We start from the raw sequence: 22203 nt of genomic DNA, 5'->3' as shown, positions 1-22203 counted from the left end.
GGAAAAAGATGATTATCTCACAAAAATACCACCTTGTGTCGGCGGATGCAGGCCAGACGATCGTTGCCCCGTTGGTTGACGGGCAGAATCACGTCGTAACGGAGTGGTTGCGCCCATCCGCCCTGCCGGTTGAGCAATCCGTAGCGGCCTCGGCGGCTGATGATATTGAATTGAGAGAAGTGGTTGGTCAACAGATCGTATCGTGGAGGAATGATGGTGCGGCCCTCGAAATCCATCAGACCGTATCTCCCGTTGCGTCGGATGCGCAACAGGGTGTCGCCATAAGGAGCCGCACGGTCACAATCCAAACGAATGAGTTGTCCGCTGCGGATGCGCAACAGTGCGTACCCCTCGCCGTCGCGTACCAATGCCCGGTCCGTATCATCCAGCAGCCAGGCTTCGTCCCAATACGCCTTCGTAAGATGGCATCCGCCCGAGGTCTGAAATCCTGTCTTGCCATTTTTGTAGTAGTATCTGATTCCCATATACTCTGCCTTTTCGACAAAGTAAAAGCCCTGCTGTGCGGAATGGCGGCACAGCAGGGCTGAATCTGGAGAAAAGAGGCTTACAACTCGATCGGTTCATTGTCCTGCGGACAGCGGATTGTCCGGTCGGGGAAGAGCGTGGCGAAACGTTCCGGAACGGCGGTATGGATCGGGATCAACAGCCCGGGATCGACATGTCGGACAATCGACTGCAGCGATTTCGCATCGGCATGGCCGCTGGTATGGATGTGCGGATTGGTAAAACCCCGCTCCCGGATCCAATCCATGAATTCGGGCTCGTCTTTTTCATACCCCTCCCAGATCGAGGTAACTACGACCGATGGCGTGTGGCTGTACTTCTGCATGTAGTACAGCATGGAAGGGCGGATGAGCCAGGCATATTTGCCCGGATTGCGTCCGATGTCTTTCGTGTCGACCGTCGAAAGTGCCTTCAGACGCTCCACAATCTCCGGATCTCCGGCCTCTTCGAGCCGTTTCAATTGGGCGGGCAAACAGAAATACCGGAAAACATCGTGTCCCTCGAACGGAGAGAGCGGCGACGGAATCGACGACTTGAAACGGTGGACCGCTTCCAGCACATAGGCGACGTAGGTATCCACAATCAGCTTGCGCGAACAGACGAGCGCCGCCTTGTAGATCTGGACGATCCGGTCGATGTTCTGCCCCGAGCACCAGATGTAGTGCAGCTTGTCGGCATCGGTGCGGAACTGCTCCTTGAAACGTTCGCAAATCTCCGCTTCGCTCATACACTCCTTTTCGGTGGCCAGGTTGGTCCCCTCGAGCAGCAGGCAGTCGACCTTCCGGGGCAGGTTGTGATAGAGAAAACCTTTCACCCCGTGGCGGCGAATGTCTCCGCTGTAGAGGATTCGCCGGCCTTCGGCTTCGATCAGGAAGGCGCAGGCATCATAGGCCGCATGGTCGACCGTGTAGGGCGTGATGCGGATATCGTCCACGATTATCGGCTCGAACTTCCGGTCGTCAGCCTCCTTGGAGAGGACGTTGATATGGTGCAGATAGTCGGCATCGCCGCGTCCATGAATCACCTCGGTGACGTGCATCATGGCCGCTGTCCCGGCCGTAGCGTAGATGGCCACATCCCGGTGCGTATCGGGCAGCAGGCCGTGGTGATCGGCATGGTAGTGGCTGATGAAGATGGCATCGGCTTCCTGCGCCCATTCGAGGGCCTCGCGGCGGATTTGCTCCTGCTGCTCCTGGGACCGGGAGTCGAAATCGAGCGGCAGACCCAGATCGAGCAGGATTTTTGCCTGCGGGGTCCGTATCTCGACACAACTGCCCCCGATTTCGTGTGTTCCGCGGTGGATGGTGATGGTCATAGCAATTTTACCGTAATGCGAGGCTTGTACATTTGAACCGACAGGAGTATGCGCGATTCCTGATTTGTCTTATTGATAAAATCAATGACCCTATTATCAATATACGGATGTAATTTATCCGTTAATAAAACCCCGTGAAGTTTGGAAATCCCGGCTTGAGCCAAATCATAAACCCGATTCAAATCCCGAATCGTATTGCTCTTTCCCGATGGATCATAAGCTATTTTCCGCGTGAAGAACAAGTCCTCCATGATCCACAGATAAAACAGAATTTCGGATAAAATTCCGACTTTGCTGTTGTTGAATTTGAGCTCGAAAATCCAAAATTCATCCTTTCTGATTCCCCACAGGTCAATAGCGCCTTTATTCCCCGGAAAAATCGAACTGTTTTGCGATATGCTGTCCATGAAAAGACCGACAGGCAATTGATGGTTGAATGAGTCGAACTGAATCCCCTTGTAAAACTGTTTTTCGTCCATGAAGGCTCTTTCGAAGAAGGCCTCTGTCTTTTCCTTGAGGTCCGTTTGCTTCCCGGCAACCCTCGGCTGGTTTAAAACCAGTTTGACATCTTTGTATCTGTTTCGGAATGCTGCAAGCTCTTGATGATTGTCCGAAGCAACCGAAAACCAGTTGAAATGCTGTTGCATTTTGATTACCCGATACAAAAATCGATTATAATGTGTGTTTTGATCTTTTTCGTCTGGAATCAGCCACGAAAGTTCGACTTGTTTTATTTTATCTTGCATGGGTGCATAAATACAAAAGATCCATCCCTCAAAAGCAGATGAGTCTTGTTGCATGTTATCGCACACGGATGAGGCTTCTATTCCGATGTAGAGTATGTCCTTGTTTTCGTCCAGATTGATATCCAGTTTGGAAGGAAAAAGACGAAATCCAAGTTGCTTTTTTAAAGTTTGTGCATCCATAAAGCTTTATTTTAAGGTCCTATACAAAGTTAAAGGTAAAATGGAAAAAGGCAAACATGTTGCCGGTTTAAAGATGTTGTAGAAGGTTGATCGCCTCTTCGAACGGCAGTGCATCGTCCTTCGGCAGATCCCGATACTGGCCGGCGATACGCGTGATCGGTGAGGCAAGGCGCCCGAAACTGCCTTCGTCGACGTGACGTTGTTGGTAGCCGCATGCGGTGCATGTGGCCGAATGGCTGCTGCGGCCGCTTAACGGTGACCCCGAGAAGGAGAAGATCAGCATCTGTCCGCCGCATTTCGGGCATACGCGCGTGTAGCGCTCCTCGTATTCGGTCCATGCCCGGACCACCACGCCCAGCGGATAGGGCCCCGAATCCCTCATCGATACATAGGCCATGCGGATGCGCATCGGAGTGCGGACCCCGAAGAGTTGCGGATCGGCAAGAATCCGTTCACGCTGGCGCCAGATAAGCGGCACCGATTCGGCAAAGAGATCCTGGAGCCGTTGCTCTTCCCGCTTCTGTCGCTCTCGGCGGATCGGTTCAAACCAGGCCCGGACGAGTGATTCGGGGACGAGCAGTTTCCCTGCTTGCGCATCGATATGCAATCCGTTGTCTATGATTAACGATTCGTCGATCCGGAGTTGCAATCCCTCGACATTCCGCAGTGTGTAGTTTCGGCCCTGTTGGTCGATAATGGCAATCGGGATGACGGCCTCTGCTGTTTTCGGAGCATCGGCCCGCTGGCCGAACGTCCGGAACGAAGTCGCTGTTTTTTGAGTGTATTGTTTTTTCTTGTCAGTCATGGTCTTCGCCGTTTAAAATCTGGATGGCCCGTTCGGCATCCGCACGGGTAATGCCGATGCGGGGATCGGTTTGAATGAAATGCGGTCGCTGTTCCGGTCGGATATCCGCTTCATCGTCAAAAATCACATAGCGGTATGGCTTCGAAGCGTGCTCTTTCAGCCAACCGCGTATCTCCTCGCCCTTGGCGGCTCCGGCCGTCTCTCCGGCGGACATCGGGAAGTTGGCATGCAGCGATTGACCGGTTATGCCGATCAGCTGCCCCGGCAGAGCCCGCTCATGCCACATGTCTTTCATTCGCTCCTCTCCCTCGAGGCGCCATGACGAGGAGATGACCACCTCGGCGCCGGTTGCATCGATAATCCGCCGCAGGTTCTCCACCGCCTCAGGGTCGAACAGATAACCGTAGCGGTCCGAAACCGGAAGCCCGTTCCTGCGCCGTTCGGCAATGTAACGCTCGGTATTCATCACGCCGTCGAAATCGAGAAAGATCACTTTCTGGACGTTGTGATCGTAGAGAGCACCGAGGTCCCCGATGATGCGCCGCATCTCCTCCCGTACATTGTCCGGCAAGAGCACCTCAAAGTTGCAGTGGCAGTTTAACATGGCCTGGTAAAACTCCGGCGTCGGTGCCACGTGAAATTCGAAAATGGCATAGTCGTCATGCGTCTCGACCTCCTGCTGCGAAGCGTGGAGGGGCAGCGTGCGGAGATACTTGACGCCGTCGCCCGCAACCCGGACACGGATTGTGCAGGGACAGATGTCGTCATAGACCGCCACGCCGAAGGCCCCGGCCAGGTAGCCGGCCGGATCCAGCTCCTTGGGCGGCGTAAAGCGATCGTCGATCACGCGGATCTTCACCATGCGGTCCAGTGCATAGAGCTTGGTCTTCGCATTGTCGGGCTTGTCGGCGTAGAGGTACCAGCGCCGGTCGCGGAGCTTGACGAAAAGCGGCCGAAGACGGAGGTCGAAGGCCTCGTCCCCCGTGAAGGGCTGATAGGTAACGACCACCTGCCGGTTCTCGCGCATGGCGTCGAGCAGTTCGGGAAGATGCCCCCGGGCCGAGGGAACCTCCTCGACCAGCACGCGGTTATGCAGCGTGTGGGCCTCGCGCAGCGACTGCCCGACGGCAAAACTATCGAGCAACCAGTTTGTGATGTTGTGCGAGTTGAGATCCTCGCTGTTGGCAATGGAGTAACGGTTGGTGTGTTCGTCGCAGACAATCGAGAGGTCGAACAGTTCTTCGACCGCGTCGCGGTGGGAGTGGAAGGTCCGCCGTGCCAGCGGACGGCCGTCATAGAGCGCGCTGCGCTGCCAGCGGGTGCGGATCTCGGCCAGCGTGATGGGGCCATAGCGATGAATCGTGTCGGCCAGCCAGATGTACCTTTTGAAGAGATTGGATGCCATGGTGTTTGTCTTTTTCTGGTACAAAGGTAGCAAGAGTATGTGCTGAAATCATGCATATAGTCGGAGTTTTCATATTTGCCGCTGATTTTTTCTCAAAAAGAGCGCGTGCGCCGGATTCTGGCAGATTGGCTATTGAACTTTGCTTGAGTAGAGCATAAAAGAAGATATTGAATACAGTAAGGTATGACCCGATATTCGTTTGCGAACAATCTGCAGCCGGGTCATGCCTTTTTACGGGAGAATCGGTTTTGTGATGGAGTTGCATAAACCGTTGAAAATCAAAGGTAGCTTGTGTTCTGAGCTTCTCGCTCAAATTTGTTACGGCGTTCGGGCGTCCAATCCCGAAGATCCCAGACAACAATCGGAAGACTGACAAACATGGGGGAATCTTCGTTATCCGTTGTATGCTTAACGGGAGAGGAGGTTGGAGCCTTAGATATTAGATTTTCCTATTGTAGCATTTTGCTATCGGATGGAGTTTTTGCCGCAAAAATCAGCGGCCGTTGGCGGTTTTCCGATTTAATTTCCTATTTTTGTAAATGGTTTCGTGCCTCTGCGGACAGAGCCAGACATATTTACGAACGTTTCGTTACGTTTTCTTTCACGCTCAAACTTCGCAAACTTGACACATTGAAAGAGATGTAACTGGACGCCTCGTGGACGCATGTATTGTGCCCGCAGGCCTTTGGCTTGCTATGTGCATGATACACGTTTCGCGTGGGCTGTCCGTGTTACTTGTTTCAATGTGGGGCAGCGAAGGCCTGAGCGTGGGATAAGTCAATGCGGCAACCCACGTTTTTTATGGCTTTCGATTACGACTACACGGGCAACCTTGCCCTGCTCGACCGCCGGAAGGTCGCCTTCTTCGCTTCACGCGTCGTCTCTCCGGCTGTCGAGGAACAAGCCTTGCGCTGGGCCAAGGCGTGTTGCGCAACCGACCGTGTCGTAATCAGCGGTTTCCAGTCGCCGCTCGAAAAATCCGTCTTTGAACTCCTGCTGAAAGCCCGCCACCCGGTAATCTGGGCCTTGGGACGAACTCTCTACCGTCGCTACCCTCCTGCCGTCGAAGAGGCCTTGGCCGAGCAGCGCATCTTGATCTTTGCCGTCCGCAACGCCCGCCGGACCGGTTGGCAAACGGCCCAAACCCGCAACTACACCATCGCCACAATGGCCGAAGAGAGTGTCTATGCCCTCCGCTCGGACCGCCGCCCCAGCTCGCTCGATGTCCTCTGCGGGCTGGAACTGGGGCGCAAACCGGTACGTTGTTTCCCGCAATAAATCGTCGTTTGAGCCGGAATTTCCCCGAAAAACCGGAACTAAACCCGGTTCTGAATGATCGAGATTTTGCATCTTCAACCGCCGAAAATCGGTCGAAAACGGGCTGTTTTGAAGTCTGATTCGGGCGATTAACCGCCACTTTTCCTCGCCAAAATGACCGGATCTTCCCTGTTTTCTGGCGAAGGGGGCTCGAAAATCCTTCGCCGGCCAAATTTCGGGTCGGGCCACGGTGGCCCCGGTAAAAAACGACGACTTCGGAGGAGTTTTCCACCCCCTTGCGGGCAAGCTGTTTTCTGTTACGAAATCTATTTCGCGTAACGGAAAACACAGCTTGCCGGGGGCAAAACATATAATGTTTCTGACCCCCCAAAAACGGGTCGAATATCACGTCCCGTTCCCACTTGTTCGCCGGCCAATCTGAAGAGACGAACCGTCCGGTCCCGAAGCTGACATCGGGAACAAAACTGCACCAAAACGGAATGAATAAATCTTGAACTCAATCCATCATGAGATAGTGATGCCAGGAAATCAATACGGATTGAAGTCTTGGCATCTTGATATCCAGACGTCATGAGTACCTGATGTCCCAAAATCAAAAGCTCTTGGACTCGTAAGCTCCAGAGGTCATGAAGTCCAGATCTCAGGAGTTCTTGACGTCCGGGCCTCATGAAGTCCTGAAATCTGGAGCTTAGACCCTGTTGAGGTCTTGGACTCATGGCTTCATGATCTTCTGGCGTCATGTTCTCTTGACCTCAAGAGCCCTTGAAGTCTTGTTTCCCGGAGTTCATGATACCTTGGGTTACGGATCTCTTGTCCCCTTGATCTATTGATGTCTGTAGGGGACTTTATGTTGAGGACGCAGAGGTATTAGGGTTGCTGCCACCTCCCTTGTCGGACTGGCAATCTCCTTCTTCAGTCCGCCCAAAAGCAAAATGTCAGATTTTCTTTTTGGCACGCCAAAGGAATGTCTTCCAATACGCTATTTGGACTCTCACCGACGCCAACCTGTGCCACACCGACGCCAACCACTGCCATAGAACGCGAATGGTGGAGAAAACGCCTCCGCTACCTCTATATTCGCTCTCGAAACCATAAAAGCCAATCATTATGCAAGAACAGAAGAATGAACTTCGGGGCGACAGCCGAACGGTGTCCCTCGATTCCGGGACTTTATCGAGAAAAGTCTCCAACTATGAGCGCCTCTTCCTGCAGCCGGTCAAGACCGCAGCTCTCCACGGCAAGGCCATTTATGTCCGTCCGGAGTTTCACCAACGGATCCAGCGAATCGTGCGACTCCTCGACAACGACAAAATCTCGATGTACAGCTATCTGGACCGCGTGCTGGAACACCACTTCGCAACCTTCGACGAGGAGATTACAGTCTGGTGTCGCAATCGGCTCCAGTCGCTTTCCCGGGATCTTAAAACGACTCTGCCATGGGAATAGTCAATGTAGAATCCCGGACCTTTGAGCGGATGCTCACGCGGTTCGAGGAGTTCGCCCGACGGATGGACGCGCTCTGCCATGCGCACCGTATCGGCGAGCCGGAGCCGTGGCTGGACAACCAGCAGGTCTGCCTGCTGCTGAACATCTCCAAACGGACGTTGCAGACCCTTCGCGGCAACGGGTCTCTCTCCTACACGCAGATCAACCACAAGATCTACTACCGGGCCGAAGATGTACGGTCGTTCCTTGCGGTGCTGGAAGCGCGACGCAGGCACGAGCAGAAGCGCAGAAACGGGGTATAAACGGCGGGGTCCGGATCGTGGCACTCGTAGTGGTGTCAGGCCGGATCTCGCATCAAACAGACGGAAAATGGGCAATGAATTGATTACGGAGCATGACGAGCGGATCCGCTCGTACTTCCAAGCGCTGGAGCGTCTTTCCAAAGCGTTGGAGACGTTGTTTTCGAAGCGCAAGTCTTCGTTGGACGGCGAGAGCTTCTATACGGACGAGGAGCTTTCGCAGCGGCTGAAGATCAGCCGCCGGAGTTTGCAGGATTACCGCAACCAGGGACGGATTCCCTACATCAAGTTGGGCGGCAAGATTCTTTACCGCTCCTCGGATATCGAACGGATGCTGGAGGAGGGTTATCGCAACGAATTTCGGTAGACAAGGGGCAGAAATCTCACAACGTCGGCGTTCATAGTTTTTCTCCTTTTCATCGGTAGCATCTCCAAAAACGGGCCGGAGCGAATACGACAACCTTTTTCCCGGGGAGCATCTCCATCTGCGGAGGCTCCTGCCGGGAAAATCCCTCGGGGCGTGAGGTTGGCATTTCGCTCCGGCCCATTACCTTGCTGCCGGATGAAAAGGAGTGTCATGTGCCACCTATCGGGTATAATAGGGATGATTAAATATAAATTTATACCCGTAAGGGTATGAAATGAAAAATATTTGATATATTTGTACCCAAAGGGGTATAAATCATGAAACAGACATCACTATCAAACTCAGTCAAGTCGATGCGCCGACAATATCATCTGACACAGGTGGAACTTGCCGAGAAGTCCGGTGTGGGACTGCGTTTTATCCGCGAACTGGAGCAGGGCAAGCCGACACTTCGTCTTGACAAGGTCAACCAGATTCTGAATCTGTTTGGCTATGAGGTGGGAGCCGTACCGATGACTAAAACCGATGAATGATGAAACAAGCTGTTGTATTTTTTCAGGATCGACGGGCCGGCATCCTGATTGAAGACGAGAACGGTTATACATTCGTATACGATGCCGGTTATTTGGCTGCACCGGATGCGCAGGCTGTGAGTCTGACCCTTCCGTTGAGCGATCGTCCCTATCGGGATAAAGTGCTGTTCCCGTTTTTTGACGGGTTGATTCCCGAGGGCTGGTTGTTGGATATTGCCGAAAGGAACTGGAAAATCGATGCCCGCGATCGCATGGCCTTGCTTTTGGCCTGCTGTAAGGATTGTATCGGAGCTGTTGGAGTTCAACCCGTAATCACCAAGGAGGAGTAATCGATGGCGGTATGTTTGTATTGTTACGGGGAGTTGACCGTGGGTGAAAAGGATTTCCACAAGCGTTGTTCCCAAAAAATATTCGGGACGTCGTGTCCTCCCGAACTACCCTATACGCGCGAAAATCTGACAGATCTTGCCCGACAGGTAATTCGTAGCCAGACGACACTTACGGGGGTACAGGCAAAATTGTCGCTCGATATTCTCAAGGGTGGACGAAACGAGGTCGACCGTTTTACGATTGTCGGGCTGTGGGGACGGTATATTCTGAAACCTCCAACCGAACGATTCGCCCATTTGCCCGAGTTGGAAGATTTAACGATGCATTTGGCCGAACTGGCCAGAATAAGGGTCGTGCCTCATAGTCTGATTCGCTTTGCTGATGGCGAACTGTGCTATATCACACGCCGTATAGACCGCACTTCCCAGGGTGAGAAATTACCCATGGAAGATATGTGCCAGTTGACCGGGCGTCTGACCGAGCACAAATACAAAGGTTCGTACGAACAGATCGACAAGACCATCCGGAGATTCTCTGCAACCCCCTTGCTGGATCAGGTCAACTTTTGGGATCAGGTCGTGTTTTCGTGGATCACGGGGAATGCCGACATGCATCTGAAGAACTTCTCGCTTTATAGCGAGGTGCCGGGTAAACATCTGCTTACTCCGGCTTACGACATGCTCTCCACAGCGCTGGTCATGCCGGAGGATAACGAGGAGCTGGCGTTGACGCTCAATGGCAAGAAGCGGAAAATCCGGAAAGAGGATTTTATCGCTTCCATGCAGACTGCGGGTCTGGGCGACAAGGTTATAGAAAACATCTTACACAAGTTTCGGAAGTCACAGGATGTCTGGTTCGCATATATGGATCGATCATTCCTTCCGCGAGAGATGAAAGAGGAATACAAGGGGATCATCCGAAACAGGATCAGCCAACTGATATAGTAGATGGAAATATAAATATCTTGCATTATGGAGGTTACAAGAATTATTCATCCTATTGGACAAGGCGCATTTTATACAGAAAGAATATGTTCTAAGGATCAAATATATAATGTTGTTTATGATTGTGGATCTGGAATAAATAAAAACGCACCCAAAAGATTGATACAGGAGATTGCATCAGTCTTTACATCAAATGATGTAGTGGACATTTTATTCGTTTCCCATTTTGACAATGATCACATTAACGGAATTCGTGAGTTAAAAAAAAGGGTAAAAGAAATTAGAAATATAGTTGTTCCCCTTGTAGAGAAGAATGATTATTGGTTCTATTGTGTTGAAAATCAAAATTTCATAGCATTTTATGATTCACTTGAAGAAATAGCATCCCATGTATATAGGGTAAAGCCAAATATTAATGATGAAAGGGAACTTAATAATCAGCTTATTGATCTGACAGAGAGGGAAGGCGGTATTATCAACGGAGGTGCAAAATTTAAGTGGGCGACTATTGATTGGTGCTATATCCCATTTAATTATGATCAAAAAGTTCGGCTTGAAAAGTTAAAGGCTGAATTAGCAGGACAAGGTGTGCCTGTAGATATTTTCACACAAGATTTGAGTACGATCTGGGGCTATCTAGATAAAATTAAGAAAGCCTATAAAAAAGTGATTCCAGATGGAGCCAACAAAACGTCTCTTATCGTCTATTCAGGAGGATTAACCAGCAGATACATAATGCGTCAATATCAATATTGTATGCGTCCGCGTTTCTGTTGTGAGTTTTGTCGCCATCCTTTTTTGAGACCTGAAGGTTGTCTGTATTTTGGAGACAATGATGTAAATCAAGGGCTTCTATTAGCTGATTTGAAAAATGCACTTAACCAGGTAATTGATCGAATTGGAACAATTCAAATTCCACATCATGGTGCATTAAAGAATTTTAATGTAGGTATTTTTGATATCAATAAAAATCAGAAATCATTTTTTGTATCTTTTGGTATACACAATACATATGGTCATCCTTCAATGAGGGTAATAGACGATGTAGTGAGATCCGGTTCGTGCTTATTTGAGGTAACAGAAAATAGAGGTAGTGGTTATATGCAGTTGATATACTGATAATCTAATTATGTCCGTATTATGGAACAGCCCGGAGATAAGAATCTCCGGGCTGTTTTGCAAATAGAGCAGGGCGTATCCCGCTATCCCAGCTTGGCGATGGCTCTCTCCACCTGCATCATGTCCCGGAGGATGGAGCTGTCGAGAACCCGGGCATAGTGCTGCGTCATCTTGATGTTGGAGTGCCCCAGCATCTTGGCCACATTCTCCAGACTGACGCCGTTGACCAGGCAGACCGAGGTTGCATACGAGTGTCTGGCGCAATGCGTGGTCAGATTCTTGCGGATCATGCAGATGTCGGCAATCTCCTTCAGATAGCTGTTCATCTTCTGGTTGCATGGAACCGGCAGCAATACGCCCTTCTTCCGGCAGGTGGGGTGGTCGGCATACTTGCGCAGAATCTCCTGCGGAATATCCAGCAGCGGGATGTTGCACATGTTTTTTGTCTTCTGACGGGGTTTGCGGATCCAGAGATTTCCGTTGTTGTCCCGGACGATATGCTCCGGGGCTAACTGCTGCACGTCGATGAAGGCCAGCCCCGTGAAGGCAGCGAAGATGAAGACGTCGCGGACCAGCGTCAACCGCTCCAGCGGAAACTCCTTGTGGTAGATGGTCTGCAACTCGTCCATCGTCAGAAACTCCCGGACAACCTCCTTCTCGTGAAAACGAATCCCGAGGAAGGGGTCCTTCGCCATCCAGTCATTGGCGCAGGCCAGATTGGTAATCTTTTTCAAACACTTCATGTAGCGGATGACGGTATTCTGCTGGCATCCCTTCTCCGTCTTCAGATAGAAGGCAAAGGCGCGGACCAGCTCGCCGTTGACCTCCGTGAGGGGCAGATCCTCCTTCCCGTAGCGCTGGCGGATCAACTCGGCCAGATAACGCCGGCAACTCTCGTAACGGCGGACCGTAATCAGCGCATAATCCGTGCCGACCAGCGCCCGGCACTGGTCGTTGTGCTCCTGCATGGTTCCCAACAGCGTGCGGACCTCTTCCGGCTTCTCCTGCCCGAAGAAGAGCTCCTGCAGCAGGTGGGCCGTGACGAGGCGGTTCTGCTGCTCCAGTTCGCAAAAGATTTGATACAGCTTGATGCGGGCCTCCTCGATATAGGTGTTCAGGTCGCAGGCGCGGCGGCTCTTGCCGCGGGCCGTCTCCTTGGCCTGACTCCACAGGGCAGGGTCGATGCTCTTGCGGATGTTGTTCTCGACGCGCGTCCCGTTGACGGTGATGCGCATGCAAACGGAGGCCTCTCCGTTTTTCAGCAGCCTGGTCTTCTTGAGGAAGAACAGCACGCGAAACGAATCTCTTTTCATGGTTCCTACTTGCTCTTTAACTGGTTCGACAAATGTAGGAAATCCGACCCGATTTAGCGTCATGCAAAATGTTGCAGTTCAGCGAGAAATGCACAAATTCGGTGGAGATAAATGGGGTGGTTTTCATCTCCACCGATTGCTCCACCAAAAGGTGTCGAAAACCGCTGTTTTTTGCTCCGCCGACAAAAAGAGAAAACCCTGATTTCGTTTGGAAATCAGGGTTTTGCAACTTTTTGCTTCTCTTCAAAGTGGTACCACCAGGAATCGAACCGGGGACACAAGGATTTTCAGTCCTTTGCTCTACCAACTGAGCTATGGCACCATCCCGCATGAATAGTGCTGTATATCAGCGTTTTACGCATAGCCCGTTCGCCCCTTTTTTCTATCTTTTCGTTGCGGTTTAAACACTGGTTTAAACAAATTGCAAGGTTAATAAATAAGTAAATTATCTGTAAATCTTATAGATACAAGTTAAAAACAACACTAAAATAAAGAAAAAACGCGCGGGAAAATTTTCCCCTCCTCCCTGCTCTCTCCTTTTAAGAATGTTGTGTTGCTTTTGTTTTTATATGAACTGTTCTAAATATTTCTCGTTGAACCCAGTTAGCGGGAATTTGAAAGAACTCTGTTTTCCCTCCGTCGATGTGTAACCGAATACGACCGTATCGCTCTTAATATGAGCTTCAAAAAGATTGAGCATACAGTTGGACTTAGGAATATCTACCATGTTAGGTAATATAATGGCGAGACAACCCTCCTCTACGGCTTTTGGATTTAGCAGATAGGAGAATCCTGCCATATAACGACCCCGTCTCTGAAAACAGATGGTCATATCTTTTGCAGGGTCGATGTCGAGTTCAAAGATATAGTGAAACTCTCGTGGTGTGGGATCATCAGTTCTACGTCCTACGAACAGACAGACGCCGTGGTCATTATCATAAGATACCCCTTTGGAGATATACGATATTTGAATATCGTCGATAGTCTCTGTGCCCGTTTTTCAATCAATACTTGGTGTTTTTCTTTTCATTTTAGCTAAAATTTATGTTATTATTAAATCTTTGATTATGACGTAAATATACGAAAAAATAATTATATTTTCTAATATGTGATTAAAATATTCGTATCTTTAAATGTAAAAATTTCATCATATGAATGCAACTATTTTTTTCGGGAATGGTATAAATCGAATTTCTGACAAACCATTAGATTGGAACGAATTATTAAAACGATTAGCAGTCTATGCGAGTGTAAAGGTAGATTTAGCAGAAAAACCTTATACTATGATATATGAAGAACTTCTTTTGCGGAGTAAATCTATGGATGAGTCTAATATTAAGAAATATATCCAGCAAGAATTACAAGTAACGGATATATCTTCCCTATATGAGAGATTATATAGTATAGGAGTTACAAATTATATAACCACAAATTATGATTTTTCATTAGAAAGCATTTTTGAAGAAAAACTATATCGAAAAGATTTTAGAAAGCAAGAAACATTATATAGTATTCGAACTCATATCACAATGTCAAATCAAGACAATGATATTAATATATGGCATGTTCATGGAGATATTGAACGGATTCCATCTATCGCATTAGGACTTGATCATTATTGTGGTTCTGTAAGTAAGATAGATGCATATTTAAAAGGAAACTATTCATATATAGAAGATAAAAAGGAAAAAAGATTGAATGGAATTATTGCAAAACTTAATGGGACAGAATCTTTTGATTCTGTTTCATGGATTGAACTTTTTTATAATACGAATGTACATATTATTGGTTTTGGATTAGATTATTCGGAAATAGATATTTGGTGGATATTAAATAAAAGACAACGATATATTAAAAGTTCTAAAACGAATTTATTTAATAAAATTTATTATTATGATATTAAGCCTCAAGATGCTAAACGAAAATCAAAACATGATTTGTTAGTTGGATTTGGCGTAGACTTAATAACCGTTGATTTAGTAGATAATAATTGGGAGAATGCAACAGTAAATCTTTTAGAGAAAATGGAACAAAATATACAGGCGAGAAGATAGAAAGGACAAACTTGTGCAGAGGGTCTATAAGTTAACCCTTTAGCACAAGTCTGTCCTAAAAAATCGAATCAATTAAGATATTCTCACTCGTTGACAAATCGTATAATGCGGTTACACTCTATATAGCTAATTTCGCCCGTCTTTTCATCTTCAATAATAGCTTCTGTCAAAGGATAATACCGACCGTTATCGATATGATAAGAATCTGCAAATCGGTGAAACAAGCCTATTGCAGTCTTATTATCATCGTCATCTCCGCCATCCATAAAACCTGCTTGGGGGTCATATTTATCCGATGTGTAATATTCAATTTTTCTTAATTTTTCCATAGTCTTTTTCTTTTAATCTCTCCTGCCATGTCGAAACACAGCAGGAGAATGGTTTGACATTTATTCATCTAATCCCAAAATGCTGGAAAAATTTTTCCATTCAGATGCCATCTTATATTTAATAACGCTTTTTGATGGAACTTTTAGCACCGCAGAAGAATTTACTCCATAGAAAGCATAGTTATTACATAGTGGCGGAGTTTCTGCGTCAATTACAAATAATTGGAGCGCTGTACTCGCAAAGCCTCCATAGTAATAATAATATACTTTACTGCCTGATATTACACCTCCATAAACAGACTTACCGTCAATAGTTTTGAGTTTTGAGCCTTTTTCAAATGTTACTGATGCTAATTGAGAACAATCTTGGAATGCAGCTACTTCAATTGTTTCGACACTCGCTGGAATTTCTATTGAAGTAATTGGACAACCTGTAAAGGCTCCGAAAGCTCCATATCGGCAATTGTCCTTATTGTATGCATAGACCCTACCGCCAATAGTTTTGAGCATTGAGCCTTTTTCAAATGTTACTGATGCTAATTGAGAACAACCTTGAAATGCACATTCCTCAATACTCTCGACACTTGCAGGAATTTCTATCGAAGTTAATGCAGTACAATCAGAGAATGCGCCCAAATGGGCTTGGGCTCCAGATGAGTCAAAAGATACTGGAAAAATCAAATTCATTCCGCCAATAGTTTTGAGTTTTGAGCCTTTTTCAAATGTTACTGATGCTAATTGGGAACATCCCTTAAATGCACATTCCTCAATACTCTCGACACTTGCAGGAATTTCTATCGAAGTAATTGGGCAATCTGAGAATACACCATGCCAATGAGTAGCAGGATACCGTTTTTCCACATAATAACCATACCCGCTAATTTCTTTCAGTTTTGAACCTTTTTCAAATGTAACTTTCGCCAAAGAATGACATCCTAAAAATGCATAAACTCCTATTGTTTCAACACTTGCAGGAATCTCTATCGAAGTTAAGGAGGAGCAATCTGAAAAGGCTCCATAGTATGAATAACGAATAATATCTGATGTAGCGCTCTCAAAACCAATGGCCGATTCACTTCGGATATCTTTAAGATTTGAATTCTTTTCAAAACTTATAGTAGTTAAGGAACGGCAACCAGCAAACGCCCCTGCTTCAATTGTTTCTACGCTTGCTGGAATTTTAATTGATACAATATTACATCCAGAAAATACCCCACCATCTTTCCCACCTCTGAGGGTTTTGAGCTTTGATCCTTGTTCAAAACCTATGTTTTCAAGAGAGGAAATATGTCTTAGTTCATTAGATTCAATATCTTCAACATTGGCAGGAATTGTAATGGACTTGACTCCTAATCCCGAAAAGCATTTATTTCGAATTTGGGTTAAAGTTTTAGGTAAAATCAATTTTTCGAGATCTATCCCATAACCATGGGAAAATGCTCTATAAGGTAACTCTGCAATATCCACCTCTGAAATATCAAGGTTTTTTAATTGTTTCATTTCACAAAGTGTAGCAAAATCATCTTTGCTAAGTTTTCCTATAATTTTTAATGCTCTTATATCATCACTATCTAAAGGCAAATGCCATAAAGCATCTGCTAAAGTTTCAGTTGGAGAAATTTCAATGATAGTAGAATATTCTCTTTGACAAATCACAAATTCTTTTTTAATATCACCACAAGAAAAAGTAAAAAAAGCTTTTCGTTCATTCGGTCCTTCATAAGGTTCGACTTCAAAGCTTAACCACATGGTATCGCCATTCGTAAGAGAAGGTGTACACCATGGTTCTCCACCACTTAATTGCCATTCTCCACTCACCATGTTGTTATCTCTCATAAGTACAATCCTTAACGATTTTATTCCTCCTGTAAAATCGAATATTAGTTCATCATCAGAAAGTTCTATATCCGTTATAATTATGGGAGCAGGTTCATCTTTGGAACACGAGTTAGGTAATATGGCAATAACAGCCATAAGAACGAATAAAAATAGTTTTTTCATAAATGCAATTTTTAGGTTAATAAATTAATTTTGAACTTTTTCAGTAAGTAAGGCTACTTGCTTTGCATGTAGTTTCTTTTGCAACACGTTCTCGGCATTGGGCAGAAATTCATGATTTCCTATCGTCCGTTCAAGGATAACCCATAGGATTTTTGTAAAGAAAATACGGTCATTATCATTGGGAACATCATCCCCGCTACGGGTAATTATGCTATTTGCGACCGTTTCAATGATTTTGTCTTCCGTAAGATCGACTTGGGGATAGTCGTCAAGAATTGACATGATTTTATCATACCATTCTCTCAAATAAGAATCTGAAGCAACCTCTTGGGCGACCTGTTCAAAACGGGACATAATAATTTTCAATGTACCGTATCAACTCCTACTGCGGTGGGTTATATGCAAAAAGAAAGTGTGGAGTTGTTCGTTTATCTACCGAGAGGCATTTGGCGTAGCCCGTAAGCAAATAAACAATACCCCACACCGAATAGTATATATCGAGAATGATATATGCCTATATACGGTGATGAGTGTTTGTATTGCCTATCCTTGCTTACTTAAAAATCGCCAAATTTTCTCGGTAAGGATTAGCGAAACACTTTCACTAAACTAATATGTTACCGCCCATTAGGACGATGCTACAAAGTTAGAAAATGTTTCTCAATACGCAACACTCTTGGGGTATTGTAGTTACAAAGTTCTCAAAAACAAAGCATCTTTCCAATAGCACACCTTATGGAATCAAAACTTTGTTATTCGTAAATTGAGGGAAACGATTGCAAGATTAAGGACGCATAAGGTCGAAAACAACGTATTGCAATTAACCATTGCATCTAATTATCGACCTTACACCAACATAAAAACAGAAATTAGAGGTTGCAAAATCTTCTCGGAATTGCAATACCCCTAATCTCTGTAACTTATGTTTTTATTATGTCGATATGCAGGCCGAGTTTTACGCTCCTGCAATCTCCTGTATTGCAGCGTCCATGTAAATAGCTTGTCCGCTCGATTGACGCCCCCACCAATGACAACCGAGGGCGTCGATTATGACTTCACCCTGCTGTTTGAGCTCCTGTGCCAAGTAAGGTGATACCAGCCACCACTCGAAAACCTCGTCGTCCGTATCGACGAAAGGATAAGTGTATTCCTCGTCGATTTTACCTGCACGGATTAGTTCCTCGACCACCTCGTTCTGCCCATAAAACACATGCAAATCTGCAATGCGTTTTGCCCTTGTTTCTCTGTCCATATTTTTAGGTTTTACATTCAATAAGGGGGAGGGGCTTTGATCTGTTACTTTATTCGTGGGCAGGATATAAATAAAAAACTCCGACTTTGTCGGAGCTATTTAGTTTTTATTGGCGGAGGAGGTGGAGGGGCAGATTGTGTATTTAATCCTTTTGTAGAATCATTGCCCTTTGAATCGTAAATTTTGATATTGTTTATCATTTCTTCAATTTTTGGATTTAGGACGAGGTGGAGGCGGGGGAGCTACATTAGTAGGGGTCAATCCAAGATTTATTCTTACATCTCCAACGGGCTTGGTTGGTGGTGATGGTGGAGTTGGAATAGGAGGTGTTTTACCTTCCGTTTGTACGTTATTTCCCATTATCTGTATTTATTGATTGTTGAAATTGAAACTGCTTAATGTGTCTTTTTGTATGATTTTTACTCCATCCATTGTCCCCTCTATGGATGAAATAGTCTGGCTAATAGTTTCTTTTTGTAATTTACATTGTTCGGGGTTGGTGCAAGCAAGATTTATAAACACAAACAACAAAATAAATACGATGCCTCCAATCATTAACCCCGCAGTTGGAAGATTATACCAATTATCCAAATTTCGATTTTGAATTTTTATTACGTTATGCCTTTTCTGAATTTCCTTATATATTTTTTCAGCACTATTGATATTCATATCGCCCCACAAATAATCGTCAATCTCGCGTATATTTTTCTGACAGTTATTTTTAGCTTTTATATGAGATAATATATTCCAAATAATACATGCCGCAAGTGCGCCCCAACCAACAGCAAGAATCCACATACATCTATATTCAATTTTAGGCGCTAACGCTGTAATGAAACTAAATGATATGGCCATTGCGCCAGATGCTATTTTAAGAACTAATCCTTCAAAAATAGTTTCAGTTTGTCCTATGGTTTTAAAATTGCTTTCTCGTGTATTCTCAAACCACGCTCTATACTCTTTATTCTCCATAGGATTCAATTTGTTATATCCACAAAATTATAATATTATCCTAAATAAAGAAAATGTGTTACTCTTTTTATTGGGCGAGTGCCTACGACACGCCATCTAATAGCGAAAAGAAAATGAATAACACAATTAAAAGGTCTATATAAATCGAATGTCCGCAAAATATGTCATACTCTTATTAAATGGGAAAAGCCCTGCATGCGTAAGCATGAGGGCTGTATATGGATTATTATTTGCTGGTTGCTATTCAAATGCAAAACCTTTGAAATCCTCCTTATCGAGTTTGTCTTGCTCTACCTGTTCTATAACTGCATTATACTGTTCCTGCATATCGAGAGCCTTTATAAAGTAGGGCAATGATACCTTTTCGGGTAGGGTCTTGCACCGTTTATTGAGTTGGTAGGTTATGCTTATTGGCTCTGTTCTCGATAAGCCTATTACATTATACTTGGTAAGCAGTACGGACATCGCTCGTTTATCCCACTTGGGAACGGCAACACCTTTTATCTTGCAGAACTCGCATATCTCCTTATAAATCCCTGCATCCGTCTTTTTAACAGAGGAGTTGATAAAACAGCCTGCCGCCAGTTCATAACCTTTCTCTATGGCCTTAATAAGTCCTAATTGTTGGCACTCTTTAATAAGGGCAGTTGTCGTATTTCTCGATAATCCGATAGCCTTTGCAATTTGGGATATACTTCATTGGACGGTATCGGTATTATTAAGGCATATTGCCTTTAATAAGAGCAGAAACCCTGCAATCTTGGCAGGATAGTTCCTCTTAAAGAAACTGCTATCCAAAAAGAAATAGTCTTTAATAGCTGGCTTTATAAAGTAGGTATTTCGCTTTATAAAACCTCTGTCTGCATCTTCTTTAACGGTAGTCTGCACGGTCAGATAACCTGTATCCTTTAAGCGTTTAATGTTCCGTCGTATGGTTCGTTCATCCAATCCTGTCAGTAAGGATAGCTTTTCCTCTGTTACATGGGAAATATTCGTCTTGTGATTGGAGCAATATTTAATGGTTGCTCACACGTAAATATCAATAGGCTTACTGTTGCCCGTCTGAAAGTTCACGATTGATTTGGGGATTACTGTATAATTCATCGTTAGCAATGGAATTTTGATTGTTCGTAAATATGATTTCTTTTAAGTGTAGCAGTTTTCGGAAGCAGGCAATGCCGTAATGGTCTTTGGCCTGTTTACGATTATCGAATCACCTGCGGTCTTTGATGTGATAGTACATGGTCGGTACGACTTTAATAGGTAGTGTATAAGTAGGTAATGTATATATAGGACACTTTTGAGCAGTTTGCATAGGACAGTTTTGAGCAACTGCTATCCGTTATCGTAAAACCTACTATCTCTTTAATTGGAATCTTCCATATTTTCTGATTCTGAAATACATTCTTTATAGGAAATCTTCATTTCACACTCAAAAAATGTGGTAACCGATAAATGAAGAACAGTTTCAATCACGAAAAATAGATTCATCAACCAAGTAAGATGAATACTTTTTTCAGCGATATTTTTTTACACGCAAAAATGCGTGAATAAAAAAACAGGCAAAAAAAGTTTTTCATCACACGAGTTGTGAGAAAAAAATTATCGTAAAAAATCGTGCATCGTTTTTTCGATGAAAAGTTTTTTGCATGAATAAATTGTTCTCACTCTTACACGATGTGTCATTAAAAGTGGCTGTTTTTAATGAATGCACTTTTTAATGATTCCATATTTTTTGATTCTGAAACTATCTTATTAAAGGGAATGTTCATTTCGCACTCAAAAAATGTGGTAACATAACGCAAAGAAAAGGCAGACGAAATCTGCCCTTATAAGAACTGCTCAATTTGTAGTGTGGGATTCTTTGCTGGATTGCTTTGCAAAGATATAAAATATTTAACCAAAAGTCAAGTAATTTGATAAATATTTTTGCTATATAATCTGAACAAGCCTGTGCATCGTCGATAACTCGCTATTTAAGAGGATATAACGATTCCATTTTATTCAGACCTTTGTCCTGCCGTAAGGATGTTCTTTGCGGTCTGCAATCTTCGGGCAGGGATTGCAGTCATTATCAGCCCCTCTGCATAAAGGACAGAGTATGTAAAAGCCATGAAAAAGATGGTAATTTCAGTAGATGACGCCAATCGTCACTTTGCATTTGTCAAAGGCAATCGGCCTGTAAACGTCAGAACCGTGAAACAAAAAGAGAAATCCATGAAAGCCTATGGGCAGCTAACCCCTATCACGGTAACCGATGGAGAAAAGGTAATTCAGATGGGCGGTCGTCTGATGGATTTGCAAGGGAGAGAAATCCCCAACGAGGATGCAGGAAAGTATTACGCCGTATTGGACGGTCAGCACCGATTGATGGCTTATCAGAATTTGAAGTTGAATTTGGATGACCTTGTGATTTGTGAACCGCTCAATGCTGAATTATCCATTACAGAGGTCATAGCGCAAATGAACATCTGCACCACCGTTTGGAAAAAGTCTGATTACATGGCCGCACCTGCCATGATGCTCAAAGAAGACAACGAGGTATTCGATTTCGCCATGTTCCTGCACGGCAAGGCTTGTCCCCTCTCCACGATTTCGTTATGGTGCTTCGGCAAGAAATCCCTGCAAGCAAAAGACTTGGTGGAGTGTCTGAACACGAAAAAACTGCCTGAAATCTTTGAGGATAAAACTTGGTTTCGTTCCAGTATAAGATGGTTTAAGGCCGCACAAGGGAAATTTAAGGATAAATTCCTTATGAACAGGTATTTAATCGACTTTATCACTAAGCAATGGAAACCCGATGAAGATTTCGAGGTGTTCACGGCGGAAATGGAGCGGAAGATAAACGACCTCACGCGCGACCAAGCAGACCAGATTATGAATCCTCACAAAACAGAAGGTATGGCACGGGAGCAGTTGATTATGGATATGCTGACCCAGTATCTCGGTTAAAAATAACAACTGTGTAAGGATTGTGGAGGTCGGGATTA

22 protein-coding genes and 1 tRNA gene are annotated in these 22203 nt (G+C 45.3%); 10 read left to right on the top strand and 13 right to left on the bottom strand.

The window, feature by feature from the left end:
* Positions 1 to 17: 17 nt before the first annotated feature.
* The 5 genes from NQ492_RS11825 to NQ492_RS11805 all read right to left on the bottom strand — a co-directional run bounded on the left by NQ492_RS11825 (position 18) and on the right by NQ492_RS11805 (position 4976).
* The gene (locus NQ492_RS11825) at positions 18 to 485 is read right to left on the bottom strand and encodes a WG repeat-containing protein (RefSeq protein WP_015546268.1); all 468 of its coding nucleotides are present in this window, start codon (positions 483 to 485) and stop codon (positions 18 to 20) included.
* Positions 486 to 565: 80 nt separating this feature from the next.
* Entirely contained in the window at positions 566 to 1840 is a 1275-nt protein-coding gene (locus NQ492_RS11820; protein ID WP_015546267.1) for an MBL fold metallo-hydrolase, read from the bottom strand.
* On the bottom strand, positions 1837 to 2766 hold the full coding sequence (locus tag NQ492_RS11815; RefSeq protein ID WP_015546266.1) for a hypothetical protein: 930 nt from the start codon (positions 2764 to 2766) through the stop codon (positions 1837 to 1839). Before NQ492_RS11815 ends, NQ492_RS11820 begins: the two co-directional genes overlap by 4 nt.
* Positions 2767 to 2833: 67 nt before the next feature.
* Positions 2834 to 3571 carry a hypothetical protein gene (locus NQ492_RS11810; protein ID WP_015546265.1) on the bottom strand — a complete coding sequence of 246 codons (738 nt, stop codon included), beginning with the start codon at positions 3569 to 3571 and terminating at the stop codon, positions 2834 to 2836.
* The gene (locus NQ492_RS11805; RefSeq protein WP_015546264.1) at positions 3564 to 4976 is read right to left on the bottom strand and encodes an HAD domain-containing protein; all 1413 of its coding nucleotides are present in this window, start codon (positions 4974 to 4976) and stop codon (positions 3564 to 3566) included. The genes NQ492_RS11810 and NQ492_RS11805 overlap by 8 nt, the downstream gene beginning before the upstream one ends.
* An 801-nt stretch (positions 4977 to 5777) precedes the next feature.
* Here NQ492_RS11805 and NQ492_RS11800 point away from each other — a divergent pair.
* The 8 genes from NQ492_RS11800 to NQ492_RS11765 all read left to right on the top strand — a co-directional run bounded on the left by NQ492_RS11800 (position 5778) and on the right by NQ492_RS11765 (position 11292).
* The gene (locus NQ492_RS11800; RefSeq protein ID WP_050794751.1) at positions 5778 to 6254 is read left to right on the top strand and encodes a hypothetical protein; all 477 of its coding nucleotides are present in this window, start codon (positions 5778 to 5780) and stop codon (positions 6252 to 6254) included.
* 1107 nt (positions 6255 to 7361) lie between these two features.
* The gene (locus NQ492_RS11795) at positions 7362 to 7700 is read left to right on the top strand and encodes a DUF3408 domain-containing protein (RefSeq protein ID WP_015546261.1); all 339 of its coding nucleotides are present in this window, start codon (positions 7362 to 7364) and stop codon (positions 7698 to 7700) included.
* Entirely contained in the window at positions 7691 to 8002 is a 312-nt protein-coding gene (locus NQ492_RS11790) for a helix-turn-helix domain-containing protein (RefSeq protein ID WP_015546260.1), read from the top strand. Before NQ492_RS11795 ends, NQ492_RS11790 begins: the two co-directional genes overlap by 10 nt.
* A 67-nt stretch (positions 8003 to 8069) precedes the next feature.
* The gene (locus NQ492_RS11785) at positions 8070 to 8366 is read left to right on the top strand and encodes a helix-turn-helix domain-containing protein (RefSeq protein WP_015546259.1); all 297 of its coding nucleotides are present in this window, start codon (positions 8070 to 8072) and stop codon (positions 8364 to 8366) included.
* Positions 8367 to 8683: 317 nt separating this feature from the next.
* Complete coding sequence (locus NQ492_RS11780) at positions 8684 to 8899, top strand: helix-turn-helix transcriptional regulator (protein ID WP_044054011.1); 216 nt, start codon at positions 8684 to 8686, stop codon at positions 8897 to 8899.
* A complete protein-coding gene (locus NQ492_RS11775; protein ID WP_044054010.1) occupies positions 8899 to 9228 on the top strand; it encodes a HipA N-terminal domain-containing protein in 330 nt (109 codons plus the stop codon). The genes NQ492_RS11780 and NQ492_RS11775 overlap by 1 nt, the downstream gene beginning before the upstream one ends.
* A gap of 3 nt (positions 9229 to 9231) precedes the next feature.
* Positions 9232 to 10173: a HipA domain-containing protein gene (locus NQ492_RS11770; RefSeq protein WP_015546255.1), complete on the top strand. Its 942-nt coding sequence runs from the start codon at positions 9232 to 9234 to the stop codon at positions 10171 to 10173.
* A gap of 27 nt (positions 10174 to 10200) precedes the next feature.
* The gene (locus tag NQ492_RS11765; RefSeq protein ID WP_015546254.1) at positions 10201 to 11292 is read left to right on the top strand and encodes an MBL fold metallo-hydrolase; all 1092 of its coding nucleotides are present in this window, start codon (positions 10201 to 10203) and stop codon (positions 11290 to 11292) included.
* A gap of 83 nt (positions 11293 to 11375) precedes the next feature.
* Here NQ492_RS11765 and NQ492_RS11760 read toward each other — a convergent pair whose 3' ends face one another.
* Together NQ492_RS11760 and NQ492_RS11755 are read right to left on the bottom strand one after the other, a co-directional pair.
* The gene (locus tag NQ492_RS11760) at positions 11376 to 12605 is read right to left on the bottom strand and encodes a site-specific integrase (RefSeq protein WP_015546253.1); all 1230 of its coding nucleotides are present in this window, start codon (positions 12603 to 12605) and stop codon (positions 11376 to 11378) included.
* 249 nt (positions 12606 to 12854) lie between these two features.
* A tRNA-Phe gene (locus NQ492_RS11755) sits at positions 12855 to 12927 on the bottom strand.
* Positions 12928 to 13756: 829 nt separating this feature from the next.
* Between NQ492_RS11755 and NQ492_RS11750 the strand changes: the two genes are divergently transcribed.
* Positions 13757 to 14659, top strand: coding sequence for an SIR2 family protein (locus NQ492_RS11750; RefSeq protein WP_015546251.1), 903 nt, complete (start codon positions 13757 to 13759; stop codon positions 14657 to 14659).
* 83 nt (positions 14660 to 14742) lie between these two features.
* On the opposite strand, the gene NQ492_RS11745 is transcribed toward NQ492_RS11750, so the two are convergent.
* From NQ492_RS11745 to NQ492_RS16280, 6 genes are all read right to left on the bottom strand, one after another.
* The gene (locus NQ492_RS11745) at positions 14743 to 14988 is read right to left on the bottom strand and encodes a hypothetical protein (RefSeq protein ID WP_015546250.1); all 246 of its coding nucleotides are present in this window, start codon (positions 14986 to 14988) and stop codon (positions 14743 to 14745) included.
* A gap of 60 nt (positions 14989 to 15048) precedes the next feature.
* Positions 15049 to 16989 (bottom strand): leucine-rich repeat protein, encoded by a 1941-nt coding sequence (locus NQ492_RS11740; protein WP_259872916.1) that lies wholly within the window; start codon positions 16987 to 16989, stop codon positions 15049 to 15051.
* A 24-nt stretch (positions 16990 to 17013) separates the two neighbouring features.
* Positions 17014 to 17343 (bottom strand): hypothetical protein, encoded by a 330-nt coding sequence (locus NQ492_RS11735; protein WP_044054009.1) that lies wholly within the window; start codon positions 17341 to 17343, stop codon positions 17014 to 17016.
* 601 nt (positions 17344 to 17944) lie between these two features.
* A complete protein-coding gene (locus NQ492_RS11730) occupies positions 17945 to 18241 on the bottom strand; it encodes a hypothetical protein (protein WP_015546248.1) in 297 nt (98 codons plus the stop codon).
* Positions 18242 to 18610: 369 nt separating this feature from the next.
* The gene (locus NQ492_RS11725; protein WP_015546247.1) at positions 18611 to 19213 is read right to left on the bottom strand and encodes a hypothetical protein; all 603 of its coding nucleotides are present in this window, start codon (positions 19211 to 19213) and stop codon (positions 18611 to 18613) included.
* Positions 19214 to 19909: 696 nt separating this feature from the next.
* A complete protein-coding gene (locus tag NQ492_RS16280) occupies positions 19910 to 20233 on the bottom strand; it encodes a hypothetical protein (RefSeq protein ID WP_394798018.1) in 324 nt (107 codons plus the stop codon).
* A gap of 1092 nt (positions 20234 to 21325) precedes the next feature.
* On the opposite strand from NQ492_RS16280, the gene NQ492_RS11720 reads away from it, so the two are divergent.
* On the top strand, positions 21326 to 22165 hold the full coding sequence (locus tag NQ492_RS11720) for a ParB/Srx family N-terminal domain-containing protein (RefSeq protein WP_015546245.1): 840 nt from the start codon (positions 21326 to 21328) through the stop codon (positions 22163 to 22165).
* Positions 22166 to 22203: the final 38 nt, after the last annotated feature.

The organism is Alistipes shahii WAL 8301 (genome assembly GCF_025145845.1).
In the GTDB taxonomy this organism is placed as follows: Bacteria; Bacteroidota; Bacteroidia; order Bacteroidales; family Rikenellaceae; genus Alistipes; species Alistipes shahii.
The sequence above is the reverse complement of the archived record's forward strand: the minus strand, read 5'-3'. Positions and strand labels throughout refer to the sequence as shown.